Source organism: Pseudomonas sp. Pf153 (genome assembly GCF_001269775.1).
Classification (GTDB): Bacteria; Pseudomonadota; Gammaproteobacteria; order Pseudomonadales; family Pseudomonadaceae; genus Aquipseudomonas; species Aquipseudomonas uvaldensis.
In genome coordinates this window covers 55,789-72,873 of sequence record NZ_LHVL01000026.1, presented here as the reverse complement: position 1 = coordinate 72,873, position 17,085 = coordinate 55,789, and the positions used below count along the sequence as shown (strand labels likewise).

At 61.0% G+C, this 17,085-nt stretch carries 9 protein-coding genes; 6 read left to right on the top strand and 3 right to left on the bottom strand.

Going from position 1 to position 17,085, the window contains the following annotated elements; translation table 11 throughout:
• Positions 1-106 precede the first annotated feature (106 nt).
• From cobG to AD666_RS19555, 5 genes are all read left to right on the top strand, one after another.
• Entirely contained in the window at positions 107-1,426 is a 1,320-nt protein-coding gene (cobG, locus tag AD666_RS19575; RefSeq protein WP_053155513.1) for a precorrin-3B synthase, read from the top strand.
• Complete coding sequence (locus AD666_RS19570; RefSeq protein WP_053155511.1) at positions 1,419-2,045, top strand: precorrin-8X methylmutase; 627 nt, start codon at positions 1,419-1,421, stop codon at positions 2,043-2,045. The genes cobG and AD666_RS19570 overlap by 8 nt, the downstream gene beginning before the upstream one ends.
• Positions 2,045-2,776, top strand: a complete 732-nt coding sequence (locus AD666_RS19565; protein WP_053155508.1) for a precorrin-2 C(20)-methyltransferase — start codon at positions 2,045-2,047, stop codon at positions 2,774-2,776. Before AD666_RS19570 ends, AD666_RS19565 begins: the two co-directional genes overlap by 1 nt.
• On the top strand, positions 2,773-4,473 hold the full coding sequence (cobJ, locus tag AD666_RS19560; protein ID WP_053155506.1) for a precorrin-3B C(17)-methyltransferase: 1,701 nt from the start codon (positions 2,773-2,775) through the stop codon (positions 4,471-4,473). Before AD666_RS19565 ends, cobJ begins: the two co-directional genes overlap by 4 nt.
• Positions 4,474-4,771: 298 nt before the next feature.
• Positions 4,772-11,839 (top strand): TcdA/TcdB pore-forming domain-containing protein, encoded by a 7,068-nt coding sequence (locus AD666_RS19555; RefSeq protein ID WP_053155504.1) that lies wholly within the window; start codon positions 4,772-4,774, stop codon positions 11,837-11,839.
• Positions 11,840-11,870: 31 nt separating this feature from the next.
• Here the strand turns inward: AD666_RS19555 and AD666_RS19550 are convergent, their stop codons facing one another.
• A complete protein-coding gene (locus AD666_RS19550) occupies positions 11,871-12,521 on the bottom strand; it encodes a hypothetical protein (protein WP_053155502.1) in 651 nt (216 codons plus the stop codon).
• Between the two features lie 213 nt (positions 12,522-12,734).
• On the opposite strand from AD666_RS19550, the gene AD666_RS19545 reads away from it, so the two are divergent.
• Positions 12,735-13,568: a hypothetical protein gene (locus AD666_RS19545; RefSeq protein WP_053155500.1), complete on the top strand. Its 834-nt coding sequence runs from the start codon at positions 12,735-12,737 to the stop codon at positions 13,566-13,568.
• A 14-nt stretch (positions 13,569-13,582) separates the two neighbouring features.
• Here the strand turns inward: AD666_RS19545 and AD666_RS19540 are convergent, their stop codons facing one another.
• Both AD666_RS19540 and AD666_RS19535 read right to left on the bottom strand, forming a co-directional pair.
• The gene (locus AD666_RS19540; RefSeq protein ID WP_047227382.1) at positions 13,583-14,179 is read right to left on the bottom strand and encodes a MarC family protein; all 597 of its coding nucleotides are present in this window, start codon (positions 14,177-14,179) and stop codon (positions 13,583-13,585) included.
• 62 nt (positions 14,180-14,241) lie between these two features.
• Entirely contained in the window at positions 14,242-17,013 is a 2,772-nt protein-coding gene (locus AD666_RS19535; protein ID WP_053155498.1) for a hybrid sensor histidine kinase/response regulator, read from the bottom strand.
• Between the last annotated feature and the right edge of the window lie 72 nt (positions 17,014-17,085).

The window sequence follows — 17,085 nt, the reverse complement described above, 5'->3', positions numbered from 1 at the left end:
CACTGCGCATGACTGAAACCGACCGGCAGGCTTTTCATGACGCCCGTCAAAGCAGGCATAATGGCGGTCCTTCGCCGATGCGGCGCGCTGATCGACCGGTTTTCCCTTGAACGAACATCCATCCTCCTGCGTCATACGCCCCACGGGTTGTCCGGGGTTGTTGCGTGTCGTCCAGGCGCTGGACGGTGGGATTTGCCGGATCAAGCTCGACGGTGGGTCCATTCAATCGGTTCAGGCCGACACCGTGGCGTCGGCGGCCGAGCGGTTCGCCGGTGGGGTCATCGAGGCGACCAATCGCGCCAACCTGCAGATCCGTGGGATTGGCGCCGCGCAGGATGCGCTGATCGAACAGTTGCTGGCCGCTGGATTGGGGCCCCATACCCCGGCTGGCGACGATGTCCGAAACCTGATGCTCAGTCCCTCGGCCGGGATCGATCGGCAGATGCTGTTCGATACCCGACCGTTGGCCGCGCAGATCCTGCTCACCTTGCAAATCCACGAACGCTTCAATGAGCTGTCGGCGAAATTCGCCGTGCAACTGGATGGCGGTGAAGCCATGGCGATGCTCGAACATCACCATGACCTGTGGTTATCAGCGCTTGTCCACCGCGGTGAGCCCTGGCTGGCTTTCGGGCTGGCTGGCTCGCCGCTGGATAAACCGGCCGGGAAGGTGCCCCTGGCCCAAGGGCATGCCCTGGTGGTGATGGTGCTGGAGTCGTTCCTCGACCTGGCCCGCCCGGATCAGACACGCATGCGGCATTTGCTGGCCGAAATCCCAGAGGATGAATTTATCGTCCGGTTGGCCCGTCGCGTGGCGCTGCAACCTTGCCTCGACTGGCAGCGGGGCGCATCCGTCGATGGATTGCACATCGGCATTCATCCCCAGCATGACGACCGGGTCTACGTTGGCGCCCAGGCTCCTCTCGGCCGGCTCGATACCGCCATGTTGCGGGGAGCGGCGCAGTTGGCTCTGGAGAAGGGGGACGGCAGTCTTCGCTTCACGCCCTGGCAAAGCCTGCTACTGCCCAACGTCGGCGCCCATGACGCGAAGCAGGTGCTGGCGCGGCTGGGTGAGCTGGGCCTGGTGTGCTCGCCCGATGAACCCCTGGCGAACCTGATCGCCTGCACCGGCTCCAGCGGCTGCGGCAAGGCCCTGGCCGATACCAAGGCCGATGCCCGGCAACTGGCTGAACGGCTGCAACGCCACGGGCAGGCCTTGAAAATCCATCTGACCGGCTGCCCTCGTTCCTGCGCGGCGGCTCATGTCGCGCCCGCCACCTTGCTGGCAGTCGGACCCGGTCGCTACGACCTCTATTTTCGCGATGCCACGCTGCCGGGGTTCGGCGCGTTGCAGGCGCACAACCTGACGATTGAAGCGCTCGGCCACTGGTTCGATGCTCACCCCCGGAGTCCCCTTGATGCTTGATTACATCCGCGACGGTCAGGAGATCTATCGCAACTCCTTCGCGATCATTCGCGCCGAGGCCAACCTGTCGCGTATCCCGCCCGACCTGGAAAAACTCGCCGTGCGGGTGATCCATGCCTGTGGCATGGTCGAGGCCGTCGACGGCCTGCAGTTTTCCGACGGCGCGGGTACGGCCGGGCGTCAGGCACTGGCTGCTGGCGCACCGATCCTGTGTGACGCGCGCATGGTATCCGAGGGCGTGACCCGCGCTCGCCTGCCGGCCAATAACCCGGTGATCTGCACCCTGCGCGACGAGCGTGTGCCGCAACTGGCCAATGAACTGGGCAATACCCGTTCGGCAGCTGCCCTGGAGCTGTGGCGCCCGTATCTGGAAGGCAGCGTCGTGGTGATCGGCAACGCGCCGACCGCGCTGTTTTATTTGTTGGAAATGCTCGATGCCGGCGCGCCGAAACCGGCGTTGATCCTCGGTTTTCCGGTGGGCTTTGTCGGTGCCGCCGAGTCCAAGGCGATGCTGGCGGCCAACAGCCGCGGCGTGCCGTTCGTGATCATGCAGGGCCGGCTGGGTGGCAGCGCCATGGCCGCCGCCGCCGTCAACGCCCTCGCTACGGAGATTGAATGATGCAGCAGCCTGGACGTCTGATCGGCCTCGGCGTAGGTCCCGGTGACCCGGAGCTGATTACCCTCAAGGCCCTGCGCCTGCTACGCGAATCTCCCGTGGTGGCATACTTCGTCGCCAAGGGCAAGAAGGGCAACGCCTTTGGCATCATCGAGGGCCATTTGCAGACAGAGCAAACGTTGTTGCCGCTGGTCTACCCGGTGACTACCGAAGCGCTGCCGGCGCCGCTGTCGTACGAACAGGTGATCGCCGATTTCTACGACACCGCCGCCGAACACCTGGCCATGCACCTGGATGCCGGTCGCGACGTCGCGGTGATTTGCGAGGGCGATCCTTTCTTCTACGGCTCCTACATGTATCTGCACGATCGTCTGGCCGAGCGCTACGAGGCCGAAGTCGTTCCCGGCGTGTGCTCGATGCTCGGCGGCGCCTCGGTGCTGGGCGCGCCGCTGGTGTATCGCAACCAGAGCCTGTCGGTGCTGTCCGGCGTGCTGCCCCATGACGAGCTCAAGCGCCGCCTGGCCGATGCCGATGCGGCGGTGATCATGAAGCTGGGGCGCAATTTTCCCAAGGTCCGCCAGGTACTCGGCGAGCTGGGTCTGGACGGGCGGGCGCTGTACGTCGAACGGGCAACCATGGCCAATCAGAAAATCGTGCCGCTGGATGAAGTGGAGCCGATGTCCTCGCCGTATTTCTCGCTGATCATCGTGCCGGGTGAACGGTGGCAGGGATGACGTTCAAGGCTGCGGCAATCGTTATCCTTGGGCCGGGCAGTCTTGCAACGGCCCGGCGGATTCAACAGCGTTATCCCGACGCCTTGATCCACGGCCTGGCCGGGCGGGTCGAGGGGACGGACCGGCAATACCAGGAGTTCGGCGCGACGTTGCGCGAACTCTATCGCCAGGACTCGCCGATCATTGCTCTGTGCGCGGCGGGCATCGTCATTCGCACCCTGGCGCCGTTGCTGTTGGAAAAGGGCGTCGAGCCACCTGTGCTGGCAGTGGCGGAAGACGGCAGCGCCGTAGTGCCGCTGTTGGGCGGCTTGGGCGGCGTCAATGTCATGGCCCGGGAGATTGCGGCCTGCCTGCAAGTCGCCCCGGCGATCACCACCAGCGGTGAATTGCGCTTTGGCACGTGCCTGCTCAATCCGCCGAGCGGTTACCGCCTCGACGACCTGGAGCAAGGCAAGCGTTTCGTGTCCGACTTGCTGGCCGGCGAGCCGGTACGCATCGAAGGCGCCGCCCCCTGGCTGGACCAGGCGCAGTTGCCCCAGGACGAGCGGGCGCGCCTGGCGATTCGCATCGATTGCAGCGCGACCGTTCCGGTGGTCGACGAGCTGCGTATCTATCCTCGCCAGGTAGTGGTGGCGCTGAAGGCCGGCGTGGTGAATGTTGCCACTACCATCGACGACGCTTTGCGTCAGGCTGGCCTCGCGGTGCAATCGCTGGCGTGCCTGTTGGCAGTGGACACTGAGATGGCAAGTGCGGAGTTGCATCAGGTGGCCTCGGCTCTGGGCGTGCCGCTGCGTTTTGCGGCGGCCGGGGACGATATCGCGCAATGGTTGAGCGAGGCTCTGGGCCAACCGGCTTCGCTGCAAATCGTCAATGACGTCGCCATTGCCGTGGCCGAACAGCCCCTCGATCCGCAACGGATCGGACGCGGGCGCGGACGCCTGGCGGTGATCGGCCTCGGCCCGGGGGCGGCTGATCTGATGGTGCCGGCCGTGCGGGCCGAACTGGATCGCGCTACCGATGTGCTGGGCTACGAAACCTACGTCCGCATGGCGGGGCCGTTCCGGGACGATCAGGTGCAGCATTGCACCGACAACCGTGAAGAAATGCAGCGGGCGCGACATGCCTTTGAACTGGCGGCCCGGGGACGCTCCGTGGTGGTGGTATCGTCGGGCGATCCGGGCGTGTTCGCCATGGCCGCAGCGGTGCTGGAAGCCTTGCATGAGTCGACGGATGTCCATTGGCACAACGTCGACCTGCAAATCCTGCCCGGCGTCTCGGCCTCTCTTGCCACGGCGGCCCAGGCCGGTGCGCCTTTGGGTCATGATTTCTGCGTGATGTCGCTGTCGGACAATCTCAAGCCCTGGTCGATCATCGAGAAGCGCCTGGACCTGGCGGCGCAGGCCGACCTGGCCCTGGCGTTCTACAACCCGATCTCCCGGTCGCGGCCATGGCAATTGGGGCGGGCGCTGGACATCGTCGCGCAGCATCGCACGCCTGATACTCCGGTGGTCCTGGGGCGCGACATCGGTCGTCCGGGCCAGACCCTGAGGGTCACCACCCTGGGACAACTGGCCCCGGACCAGGTGGACATGCGCACCATGGTGCTGGTGGGGTCCTCCACCACGTGTGTGTTCCCCCGCGCTGAAGGGGGCGACTGGGTGTATACGCCGCGCTGGTACGGCAGCAAACCTCGTTGATTCGATTCGGCAGCCCGTTCGGGCTGCCATAACCGCTGCATTCGTCTGTGTCCTGTTTAGAGTCGCTCGATAAGTGTTGTCACTTGTGGATGGCGTGCGCTTGCCACTTTGAGTTTGTTTTTTATTTGGAAATTTATTGGGTTTGAGTGGCGCCTTGATCGTGAGTTACTTTTATTCAAGGTCATCGAGAAATTTATTTTCCGAACGTTAACGTGCAGGTGCCGGGATGCACTTGTGGATGACTGTTTTCCGATGCAGGCTCCGGCCTGTTTACATGCAATAAATGGAAGTATTGTTCATGAGTGAAACCAGGTTTACATCGCTGCGTGGTTACGTCGATTTTGTCGGCTTGTTGAAGTTGAAGGATATTGAACAGGCTTTGGTCCCGTATAAAGGCACCGATCGGTACGATGCAGTGCTGCGTTATTACTTTGGCTGTATAGCCGCGCTGGATGCGCCTGGCATGCTGGAACCGTTGGGGCTGCTCAAGCATGCGCTGGGGGCGCTGCAACGGGGCGGCAGACGTCGCCGCACGGCGGAACTGGAGCCGTCGGGTGGCACCACGGCGGTTGATCTGACGTACATCCACGACACTGTGGAAGATTATGAAGAACGTTTGCATCACAGCGTCGAGCAACTGAAGATACCGGCCACTGAAGTGCCGAAGAAATTGCACTTCGTCTGGCTGGGGGGCGGCATCGGTGCCATTCAGCGCGACTATATAACTGTCTGGAAAAAGGTGATGGCCGGCGAGGGCTATCAACTTAATCTCTGGTATGACAGCGATGCGTTATTGGCGTATGAAACCAACCGGATCATTATTGAGGCCGCCAAGGCCGATGCAATGGTCAATGGCGCACAAGATATTATCGATCCCTCCGAGTTGGGCGACCGCTATGAAGAGCGGGTCATCGTCTTGAAACAACAAATGTTCGCGCACATTAAAAAGTTCGTGGAAAACGGCGGCAGCGCCGATGACGCGAGGATCGACCTGCTGGTCCGGGCCTATGGTGAGGACAAGGCGCGGCTGACTGCTCTGAAGGCCGCTAACCGGCTCAGTCTATCGGCTGTGTCCGAAGGAAATCTGGCGTTGCGCGACCTTGCCCGCGGTGATGTGCCGCTGCACCTGAACGATATTTACGAGCGCGAGATCAGCCTGCGTTGCAATCTGGCTTCGGGTTCCGATGTGGTGCGTCTCGAAGCGTTGTTCAACGAAGGCGGCAGCTATGCCGATGTCGACAACTTGCCGCCGTTGCAGGAAAAACTGGGCGGGGTGGACATCCGCGGGTTCAAGACCGATGCACGCCTGGGCGTGCTGCAATTGTTGCTCGACCGCAATCCCGAATGGATGCCCGGCCGTCAGACGTTGCGTCACCAATACACCGACTATCTGGGGCAGATCCCGTCGGAGAATATCGAGGCGCTCACGCGTTTTGCCGACGGCAAGCCGGAGCTCAATCAGGTTTTTCGCACCCCGGTGGAGCGTCTTGCGCGCCCCTATGAACTGCGTGCCGTCGCTGAGCAGAACTCCCTGAGCAACGCTTTCCTGATGGCCCACCCGGGAGCGGCGATGATCGAGACGGTGCTCGAACGTTTCCGGCTCAATTATGAGGTCGTCGACGCCACCGCTCGCCTGGCCGACGAGCAAAACGTCGCGCTTATCGATGTCGACACCATGGCCGGTCTGGCGCAGCAAGCCGCGACCGAGGTGTTTGGTCCGCTGCATGAGCTGCCTTCGGAAGCGGAGATGGCGGTGTCCTTCCTCGTGCAGGCCGCCGCGACGTATTACAGCGACGGCATTCGTCCCCAGAGCGAAGTAACGATCTACCTGACCGGGCCTGGCGCTATGCGCGAGGGTATGGCCGATTATCAGCGGGCGAACTTCACGCCTCGCAGTGCCGAGAACTGGCGGGCCGAAATCGCCATTCCAGCCGTTGCCACAGTCAACCGCGCTACCGAAGAAGAACAGGATCATTCCTGGAAAGAGAACGAAAGCGACACCCGACATTGGCTCGATAGCGAGAAGAAACGCTGGCAGGAAGGCCGGTTCAAGGCCCGTTACGCCGGTGAGCTGGAGGAGCTGCTCAAATACCGCACGCTCCAGTTCGATGAAGGCTGGCCGTTGATGGAAGGACGCCATGTGCTGTCCACCGACCTGCTGCAGCATCTGGCCGATCAGTTGGGTGCACCTTTCATGGCAATGATGGGGCGCAGCCATACCGGTGTGGTGGCCTTCGACCAGCCAATACCGCTGAGTTTCGAGGCGCGCCAGTCGATCCGCACTCAAAGCGCCAGCCTGCTGCCCCCAGCGTCATTGGGTGATCCACAGACGCAACGGCTTTCTGTCGCCGAACTCTTGGACCGATTCGCCAAGGGCAGTTTTGAAGCGGCACAGTTGAGTCCGCTGCAGCGTCTGCTCCTGGGGACCTTGATCGGTGCACAGTCGCTGGATAACCGCAGCTTCGACGCCGTTCGCCCGCAGCTCGATAACCTGGCCAATAACCTGGGTGAACGAGGTACCGCCGGCAGTTATGCGGTGATCGAGCAGGCGTTGTACCAACAGCGCGCACCGGCATTCCTGGCCGGGCTGGCCTACCCTGTCGACTACCCGGCCGTGCATGCTGAAACCGCTTTGGGATTGAAGAAAAACGCCTTGGAGCAGCCGTTGACGTTGCGCCAATGGGGGCAGCGAGTGACTCGGATCCAGCGGCTGGCGAAGCTTGAATACCGTGTGCGGGTCATTGAGCGCCTCGGTGTCGTCCTGGATGGCTTTGAAGCCGACGCGATCAAGCTGGTGCCGCAGGACCTGCTGCTCCAGGGCGAAGGCGACAGGGTGGGCGGGCGCTGTTATCCACTGAGCCTGGTCATGGCGGCCGCGTTGTCGACGGACAAGGCCGCGGTGAACACCCTGCGCGAGCGATTCTACCTGGGGGTCATCGAGCCCGAGGCCAGCGATTGCGTGACCTTCCTGCAAGGGGTGGAAGCCTTGCGTGATGTTCAAGCGAGCGAGGTCGGTGTGGCACTTGCGCGCTCGGACCTGAAGGCGGTGGTGGAAGTCCTGCAAGCCAGGGCGACCACCAGTACGCTGATGCTCAACTCGGATAACCACGCCATGCTGGTGGGCAGGACCTTCGAGGGCGAACGCAGCACCTATCATTTCTACGATCCGAATTTCGGTCTTTTCGAGTTCACCCATGCCACGCGGTTCAGGCAGGCACTGGAGCGATTTTTCCTCGAGCAGGGAATGGCCGCTCACTACGCCGCCTACGGAGAGGCGACACGGCCGACCTTCGATCTGTTCGAGTTGGACGGTGCGAAAATCTCGAAGATCGCATTGCCTGACGCCATCAAGGTTTCGCAATTGCTACAACCCGGTGCCTTGCCCGGGCAGAGGCTACGCCCTGTGCAACAACGCTTGGCCAGTGCCCGTGGACAATCGCTGATCAACAATCCCCGGCTCGGCAGTTGCCTGCTGGCACTGGACGGCCACTGGTGGGGCCAACAGATCGCGCAGGTGACGACGCGGCTCTGGCAGCAGAATCCGGCGGCCTCCCTACGGGTTCCTCTGTTCGAAACCCTGGAGATTGCGCCGGACGGTACGTACCGGGTGAGCCTGATCGATCCGCAAAACCCCGAAAAGTTGGTTCGAGTCATCTCGGATGATCATCGGCTCCTGCGTATCAAGAATTACCTTTCGGAGCGTTTCCTGGCATTGGCCAATAAACCCGCCTTTGCGAGCGATCCTGCCGAAGTGGGCAGCGTTCATACCCTCAACGCTGGCTTCACCATCCAGGCACTGATGATTGCGCTCAAAGAGCATGAGGGGCCTGATCGGCCGCTGTCCCTGGCGGTACGGTTGCATGCCTACGTCAATTACGCGCAGTTGGTGCACGGCAATGTGGTCGATGTCGCGGGCCTGGTCGGTCTGGTCCGACAGGCGCTGGCCGAAGAGAAGTTGATCGCGCGCACCGTCGCTCCGGTGGTCAAGGCTGCCGTGGGGCCCAGTGTGAGCGAAGCCACCGGCGGCGTGCTGCAACTGGCGAATGTCGGTTTCGACATCTATCAACTGGCGACAGCAACCGACGAGGTCGCCCGGGCCCAATTCGGCACTCAACTGGCGTTCGACTCGGCCGGCCTGGTGCTGTCGGCGGGAGCGCTCGCCGCCGGCGCCACGACCGCCGGAGCGGTTCTCGGGGGCGCGGCGGTGATCCTCGGCGGGCTGGCGGTGGGACTGGCAGCCTTGGCCCAGGGATTTGCAAGCATTGCCGAGGAGGCCAGGCAGGTGGGGCTGTTTTTCGATGAGGTGACCAAGGCGCATCTGCAGGCCTATCGGTTTGATGCCCACAGCAAAACCTGGTTGCCGCGTCCCTCGTTGATCATCCAGACCTTGGATCTGGCCCGTGGCCGACTTCAGCTGGACAGTCCCAGGCTGTATCCGTTACGGGATCATTTCGGTGTGCCGACCTTCGATCCTGACTACGAACGAGCGATCGACATCCGGCGAGAGCTGGGGCTGACGGATCGAGTCAGGTATATGCCGCCCGCCTCCGAGGCAATTGTGCTGCCTTGCGTGCCGCAAACCTGCTACCGCTATGAATACAAGGCGTTGCCATTCGCCGGGTTGCGCCATGACACCGGATTCGACACGGCACGGCGCCTGGAGAAGAGGAAGGCCGATGGTGGATGGCTGTTCCTGTTTTCGTTCTATTCGTTCCCGAGCGATTACATCCTCTACCGGATGGTCCCGGACTATCGGCCGACCGTGATCGACGTCATGCTCGACGCTCAAGAGCGCTCACTGGTGGTGCCTGCTCTTCCCGCCATCTGGCACGGAAAAATCAACTACCGGGTCCGTGGTGCCGGCGGACGTTGCAACTTATTGCTCAGTCCCGGCGCGAACCTGACGTTCGAGGCGTTGAGGTTGCAGAAGTCGACCTGGGTGCTGGATGCTCCTTGGGCTCGCGAGAGTGAAGTCCGCTTGGAGGAACAGGCCAAGTTGTTCATTGGCGACATCGAGGTGACGCTCACAGGGGACGGCCATCACGAAGTGCTGCTCCGGCTTACCGACAATCGGATACTCAGGGTTGAGCCGGTGACCGGCAGGCTCACCCTCATCGAGCAGGACATGCCATCGGGCGTGGATCGACAGGCCCTGCAAGCGCACCTGAAGGCTCTGGTTCAAGAACACCGCCTGGCGTTGCCTTACACACCGATCCATCGCTACCTGATTCCGTTCGAGAAGCCGGATGAACCCCGGTACATCACCGCCTGGTACGACGCCAGGGAAGACCGCTTCCTGTATATCCGCAACGACCTGCCGGGCGCCGAGGATGCCTCGCTGGGCGCGGTGGCCGGCGGCTATGCCTACTTCTTCGAGCCGCAGAGCCTGCTGATCTGGCAAGTCGACGCGCTCACCGGGTTGTTGAGCCATCGCTATTGGCTTTGGGCCGCGAGCGAGACGGCGACTGTCATCAAGGTCGTCGAGGCGGACGCGCAGGGTGTGATTCATGTGGTGCAGGAGATCACCCGCAATGACCAGACAACCGAGCAACTGATCTATGTGATCCATGAGGGACAGTTGCTGCTGAGTTCGGTAACGCGAGATCTGGACCCGACGCTGGAATCCATTTTCAGCGCCAGTGAGACGCTGGCCGACTGGACGCAGGTGCTGGGCAACGCTTATCCGGTTACGCCCTATGCCGGTCATGACGATACCTTCGTCACGGTCAACTGGCGCCCGGCACCGTTTGTTTCCGTTTGCTGGAAGATTGAAGAGTCACTACGGGACATGGCCTGGGTTCGCGGCAGCGACCAGTTGATCATCCGTCCCTCACCGGGACGCAATCGTTATCGTGGATGGTCGGACTCGATCAAGAACATGACGGACCTGACACTGCTTGCGCCAGCTGACGGCAGCGACGTATTTGTCATCTATGACAGGCTCAAACAAGAACTCTGTCGCAGGCAGCGCTCTCTGGTGGAGGGCAAAGGACAGTGGTCCAGCCGGTTCCATCGACCGGACAAGCTGGAAAATGTCATTGCTGTCGAGGCTGGGTATCTGGCGCTGACAACTGATGGTTTGTTCTACAACCTGACGGATCGGGGAGACCTGGAGTTGGGAGGCGTGACTGAGTCCTGGTTCAAAGACCGGCCGCAGTGGTGGTCCGAACTGGCTTCACTGGCCCGGCGCAGCCCAGACGAGCGCCTGGCCCTTATCGGCTTGAGCAACTTCAATGGCGACGCGAAGCTGTGCGCCTGGTGCGTCGGGAGCCGGGTGTTGTTGGCCGAACCGGGTCATGGCAAGGAAGTGCGCTTGCTGGGAGTAACCCCGGATGGAGAGGCGGCCTGGTTGTTCGATATTTCGAGTGGAGAGGTCTATCGCCAGGGTTTTATCGACCCGCAGCGGCTGGCATCGGCCTTCGGAACAGGTTCACGATTATTGCAGGCTGATGCGCTACCCGTTGCGCAACGCGAATGGGCACCCTGGCAATTTGTCGAACTGACGGTCGAAGGGGCGGGGCTGCGTGGCGTGACATTCGAAGGCGTGGTGGTCTCGCTGCGGGATCGGGAGCCGGCGTTGATGACCGGTGTCACGCTTGAGTGGGTCGCCGCTCAGGGAGGACGCGAGCGCGAGGCGCTCAAGCGCCTGATGGACTATCCATCCCATAGTTCACTGCTGTCGGTGGAGGATCCTGAAAACCTGAAATGGTTCGTCACTCAGAGCAAACGCATGATTCGTATCCCACGGACCGCGATTCCGGGATCCTTCGAGGTGCTTGGAACCCAGCGCGAAAGTAACGTATTGATCCATCAGAACAGCAATGGACAACTGCTGACTTACCCGGGCATGGAGCTCGCGGGTTCCCTCAGCTACGTGCAGCGCGATGGCGAAGTCATGGTCGTCGAGGGGCAGATCGATGACTTCCTGCCCCTGATGCCGGATGGTGTCACGACGCTGGTCCTGCGCATGGGACGGGGGGTGAAGAGCTTTCGGCTGTCGAAGGCGGCCTGGCTGAGGCTCGAGGCGGTCGTGCTCAACTGTCGGCATACCCTTGAAAGCACGGCGACAGGGCCCGGTAAGATGATCTGGGAGCTGGATGAGCCAGACAGGTTGCTGTTGAGTATTGTTGACGAGCATCTGGTGGTCATAGACCCGGACAATGGTCACAGCATCATCTTCCGAGAGGCGTATGCCAGGGACATCAGCTTGCGGGGTGACGTCGTGCTCAGCTTCAAGGGCCATGGAGATTATGCCGTTTCGAGGTTGATACAGCGGATGGACACCCGGCAGAACGCCCAGGGTGGCTTAACGCTGAAAGCGTTGCTGGGCGTTGCGGAAGTTGTGGAAAACAGCCTCGCGGATTAAGAGCAGCGAGCGGCTGACTCATTCACTGGGTTCATGAGGCGATTCTTCTCAGGTTGAATCGCCTCATGAACTGCTCGTTCAGTTTGTTTTTTATAAGTGCTCTTTTCCGGTCCAGTTCATTTCTGTCCAGTCGCAGAAAGGCTCGCTGTTGGACGACTGTGGCCGAACGTCTTTCCCAGTCCCAGAACAGAAATCGGTGCCTCTTTATAGCGACACTCAATTCTAATTTGTAGACGGCAATATTCAGGTTGTTCTGTGCATCGTAGCGGGCAGGGATAATCTGAAAAATCTCGCCTTCGCTGGTTTCTCTGTCGAAAGACAGCATTGCGGGGGGATCGGTTCTTAATGCGTCGAGGGTATCGATCATCGCATTCGCTTGCCGTGAATCTCTCATGGCTTGGGCGCTCTGGACCAGGAAATCGGCCACGGAGCCCGACACGATGTGTTGTGTACGGGTAAGGATGGAGTCGCCATATATCGACCAGCCGAGGAAATTCAAGGTGCGGGCGTATTCTTCGAACCAGCCTCTGGAGTCGGTGTAGCGGTTATGACCCAGATCAGCCGATCGAGTGGCGATGTTGTGGCAGTCGGCGATGTCGTTATGGTCTTGCAGGGCAAGGGTTCCGATATAAGAGAACAGATTGGGGCCTGTGATCAGTCCGGTCAGTGCTTCGTTGTTCAAGGGTAAGTCTCCGTCGTGGTTGTTATGCATAAATACAACGGTGAGCGGAGAGTGTGTATGTGGGTGATCGTCTAAATTAAAACCGGATATTTTATCGAGGGGATAAAGCAAAGTTTACATATGCTGTAATGGGGTTTTGTTGTGGTTTCTCCGAATAATAAATTAGATTGTTGTTGTCCGCGGGAGCGGTCATTAATTAACAAAGGAAGTTATATGAAAGCGTTTGAAAGTGAAGTTAGTGTTGCCCAGAGTATCGAGTTGATCGGCGCCCGTATCAACAGGCGCAAGGCTCTGACCTCCACCATGACCACCACCACCAGTCGGCGCGTGCGTCGATCCGCCGAACTGACTGACAGCCCGACCAGGGACCTGGATGCACTGATGCTGGGGGATGCCTTGTTGGGCTATGGCAACAACATGTCGCTCACCAACATGGCGATTATGGAAAACCTCATGACCATGGCAATCATGGAGGCCAACTTCGAGGTGCCTGGCGGCAAGAACACCCTGGCGTGGTACGACTCGTTTATCCGCTGCCTCCATGACCTGGGCTGTTTTGTGGCCGATGACGGCTATACCCGTTACTCCGAGAGTTCCCAGCGCGTGAACATGGACTTCGTGATCAGCGATATCGTCAAAGGAATCATCGATGGGGTGAAGGCCAGCGTTCCGGCGGCAGCGGTGCTGGGCGCCGTGGTGAATACCACGATCGACGGTCTGAAGCAGGATCAGCCCACCCTCAATTTGTTCAACAGCCAGGTCAAGACGCCCGAGGGAGCGCGTCTGTCAGTTATTCCCTGCGAACAATTGGCCAACGGTATCCTGATTGCGTCGTCCGCTTCGATCAGGCAGACCGGATCTTCGAATAACGGCGGCGTTCTGTTTGTGAACTGGCAATCTTCGGCACGGGAAATTTTCCGTGGCAAATCCTACGTGACCTTCAATCCGGCGCGTTATGAAGACTTCCGCCAGGACATCGAAGAGTACCTGGGAGAGCACCGTAGGGAAGTCCTGAAAAAACGATTCAATCGTCGCCGGCAGGCCTGAAGGGAATCGTCGCGCTAAGGCACCAGGTAGCCTCTCACCCCGGTGAAGATAATCTGCGCGGCCAACGCACAGACGAACAACCCCATCAGGCGACTGACGATCTGCAAGCCCTGGTCCCCGAGGATCCGCTCGATGCGGCTGGACAGGTAGAGCACCACGCCGACCGTGAAGCTGGCCAGGGCGATGCTGATGATAGCCATGAGTTTGTCGTCCCAGTGCGGCTGGCTCACGCCCATTACCAGCAAGGCGCCGATGGTGCCGGGGCCGACGGTCAAGGGAATGGTCAGCGGGACGATAGTCACGTCCTGCTGAACATTATCGGTCTGTACGGCCGACTTGCCTTGGGCCATGCCCAGCGCCGAAATGAACAGCACGCTGCCGGCACCGATGCGGAACGCATCCACGGTGATACCGAACACACTGAAAATCACCCGCCCGAACAAATACAGCAAGACGCTGGAAACCAGCGTCGCGATCGCGACCTTCCAGGCCAGGCGCCGTTGTTCCTTGCGTGAATAACCGCGGGTCAGGCCGATAAAACAAGACAACACGAAGAACGGGCTATAGAGCACCAGCATCTTCAGATAAACGCTGAACAGCACATGGAGCATGGTCGAGGCTCAAGGCGGAGGAGGACGACGGGAGTCTATCAGGCGATGTGACGTCTGTCGGCTCAGGACGTTTGCGCGGTGCGGTTCTGCTGCTCGCGTTGGGCGACCCAATGTTCGATCAACTCCCGCAACTGCGACAGCTCTACCGGCTTGGCCATATGACCATCCATTCCCGCCTGGCGTGCCCGCTCCTTGTGCTCGGCCAGGATATGCGCGGTCAAGGCGACCACGGGCGTGCGGGTCCGCTGGTTGCCCATTTCCCAGGCACGCAGTTGCTGGGTTGCGGAGAAGCCGTCGAGGATCGGCATCTCGCAGTCCATCAGGACCAGGTCGTAGCGACGTTCCTTCATGGCCTTGAGAGCTTCTTCGCCGTTGCTGGCGGTGTCGGGTTGCAGGTTGAGCTTGCCGAGCATGCCACGGATAACCTTGGTGGAAATGCTGTTGTCCTCGGCCACCAGGATGCGAAAGTCGCTGGGGACTTTAACCGGTGCGGTAGGGCCTGCATTCGATGGCAAGCTGGGGCCATGCCCCCTGTTGCGCTGGTTAAGCTCGTCGGCCAGGGTGGTCTTGAGGGTATAGCCGGCGACCGGTTTGGCGAGAATGCGCTTGATCCCGCTGTTGCGCGCCACGATCTTGCTCGGTGCGTTACTGATGCCGGTGAGCATGATCAACAGGATGTCGTGGTTCAGGCTGGGGTCTTCCTTGATCTTGGCCGCCAGTTGCATGCCGGTCATGCCGGGCATGTTCTGGTCCAGCAGGACCACGTCGAAATAATCGCGCAAGTGCGCCTTGGTGCGCAGCAGCGCCAGCGCCTCCTTGCCCGAAGGCACCGCGCTGACGTTCAGGCCCCATGCGCTGCACTGCTGCACCAAAACCTTGCGGCAGGTTTCGTTGTCATCGACGACCAGCACTCGTGCTCCTTGCAGCGGGCTATCGAGGTCGGAGGTCGGATGCTCGAGGCGATCAGGATCCAGCGGCAGGGTCAGCCATAAGGTGCTGCCCTGCTGGCCGCTTTTGATGCCGAATTCGCCGTGCATCAGCATGATCAGCTGACGGGCGATGACCAGGCCCAGATTGCCGCCCAGGCGCGTGGCCGAGAGGAAGTTCTTGCTGTGTAACTCGGCGTGCATCAGCGTATCGCGTTCCTCGGCGTCCATGGGCGACCCGTTGTCCTGCACAGCGATGCGCAGGCGCGGCTGGTTGCTGCGCTCGTCGAGGGCCACGACGATCAGGACTTCGCCTTCGTCGGTTTTCTTCAGGGCATTTTCCAGCAGGCTCAGCAACGCCTGGCGCAGCCGCGTCGGGTCGCCGCTGATGACCCGCGGCACCTGAGGCTGGATGAAGCTGATCAGTTCCACGTTCTGCTGTTCGGCCTTGGCGCGGAAGATGCTCAGGCAATCCTCGATCAAAGCGTTGAGGTCGAACTGTACGTCGTCCAGTTCGATCTGGCCGGACTCTAGCCGAGAGATATCGAGGATCTCGTTGATGAGGGTCAGCAATTCGTTGCCGGCGCTGTGAATGGTCTGCACGTAGTCGCGCTGCTTGACCGACAGGGGTGTGCCCAACAGCAGTTCGGTCATGCCCAGTACGCCGTTCATCGGGGTACGGATCTCATGACTGATCTTGGCCAGGAATTCCGCCTTGGCATTGATCTCGGCATTGCTCGCCGCCAGGTCGCGGCTGATGCTGAAGCGGCTCTCGTTGATCGAACGCTGGCGTTCGCCCAAGGCTACGCTCATCAGCAGGCCGCTGATGCAGATGAAAACCATCAACGTGACGATCAGGCCTTGGGGGGCAACTTCCGTAAGGCCTTGCAAGGCCGGCAGGATAATCAGCGTGCCCAGGTTGAAAACCACCATGGCCGCGACGAACAGCCGGGCCGGGCGATAGCCCTTCTGCCAGTGCCAGGCACTGACGAACAACATGCTCAGGCCGGCCAGGGCCACCAGCGCATAGGTCATGATGTTGAGCGGCAGCGTGTTGACGAACAGCAGCAACAGGCAGCACAGCATGATGAACACGATGTCCCCCAGCAGCAACCGGTTCAGCGGGTGCGGCCCCAGGGGGGCGAAAAAACGGTAGGCGAACATCAGGCCGCAGGGCGCGGTCAACAGCAGGGCCAGGTAAGCGCCCGGTGTCTGCACCGCTGGCCAGTCCGGCAGCCAGCCCCCGGCCAGGTTCAGCAGCAGTACCAGGCTCAACATCAACAGCCCCTCGCACGCTGCCAGCCACAGGCAACTGCGCGAGCGGGTGTAGGCGTAGCGGGTGAGGTTGTGCAGGATCAGCATGGCGATGCAGCCGAACAACAGCCCGTAGATCAGGGTCTGGTTCTGATCGGCGGCGGCCATGATCGCGGGTTGCAGGGTGATGTACGGGCGCAGTTCGTGTCGGGACGCCAGCCTCAGGTAGACGTCCAGCGGCTTGTCGCTACGAGGCAGGGCCAGCATGAAATCGCTGCTGGGCACGGAAGATTCGGTGCGAGGCTGGGCATTGCCGCCGATCTGTTGGTCGATCAGTGCGTCGCCGTCCAGCACATAGAGGTTGAGGCGCGACAGGTCGGGGGCGAAGATGCGCAGGATCTGTTCATGATTGTCGGGTGCCAGCCGGAAACGCACCCATAGCGCGCCCCCCGGTTCGGCCGCCCTGAGGCGGTCCAGATCGATGGGGCTGAATTGATTGGTGTAGCGGGCGGAGCGGATGTCGCTCAGCTTCAGGTCGCCCTGTTCGTCGAGCAATGCCGCCCAGCCACTGCCTGGCGCGGCCTGGGCCGGGAGCATGCAGAGCAGTGTCAGCAGGGTGACGGTAAAGCCTATGGCAATCCTGAGCCAGCGCACGGCGAAATCCCTTCAAAGGTTGAGGCCAGATTATAACTATGCGCGGTGCCCCGGCAGACAGGCAAGGGCCAC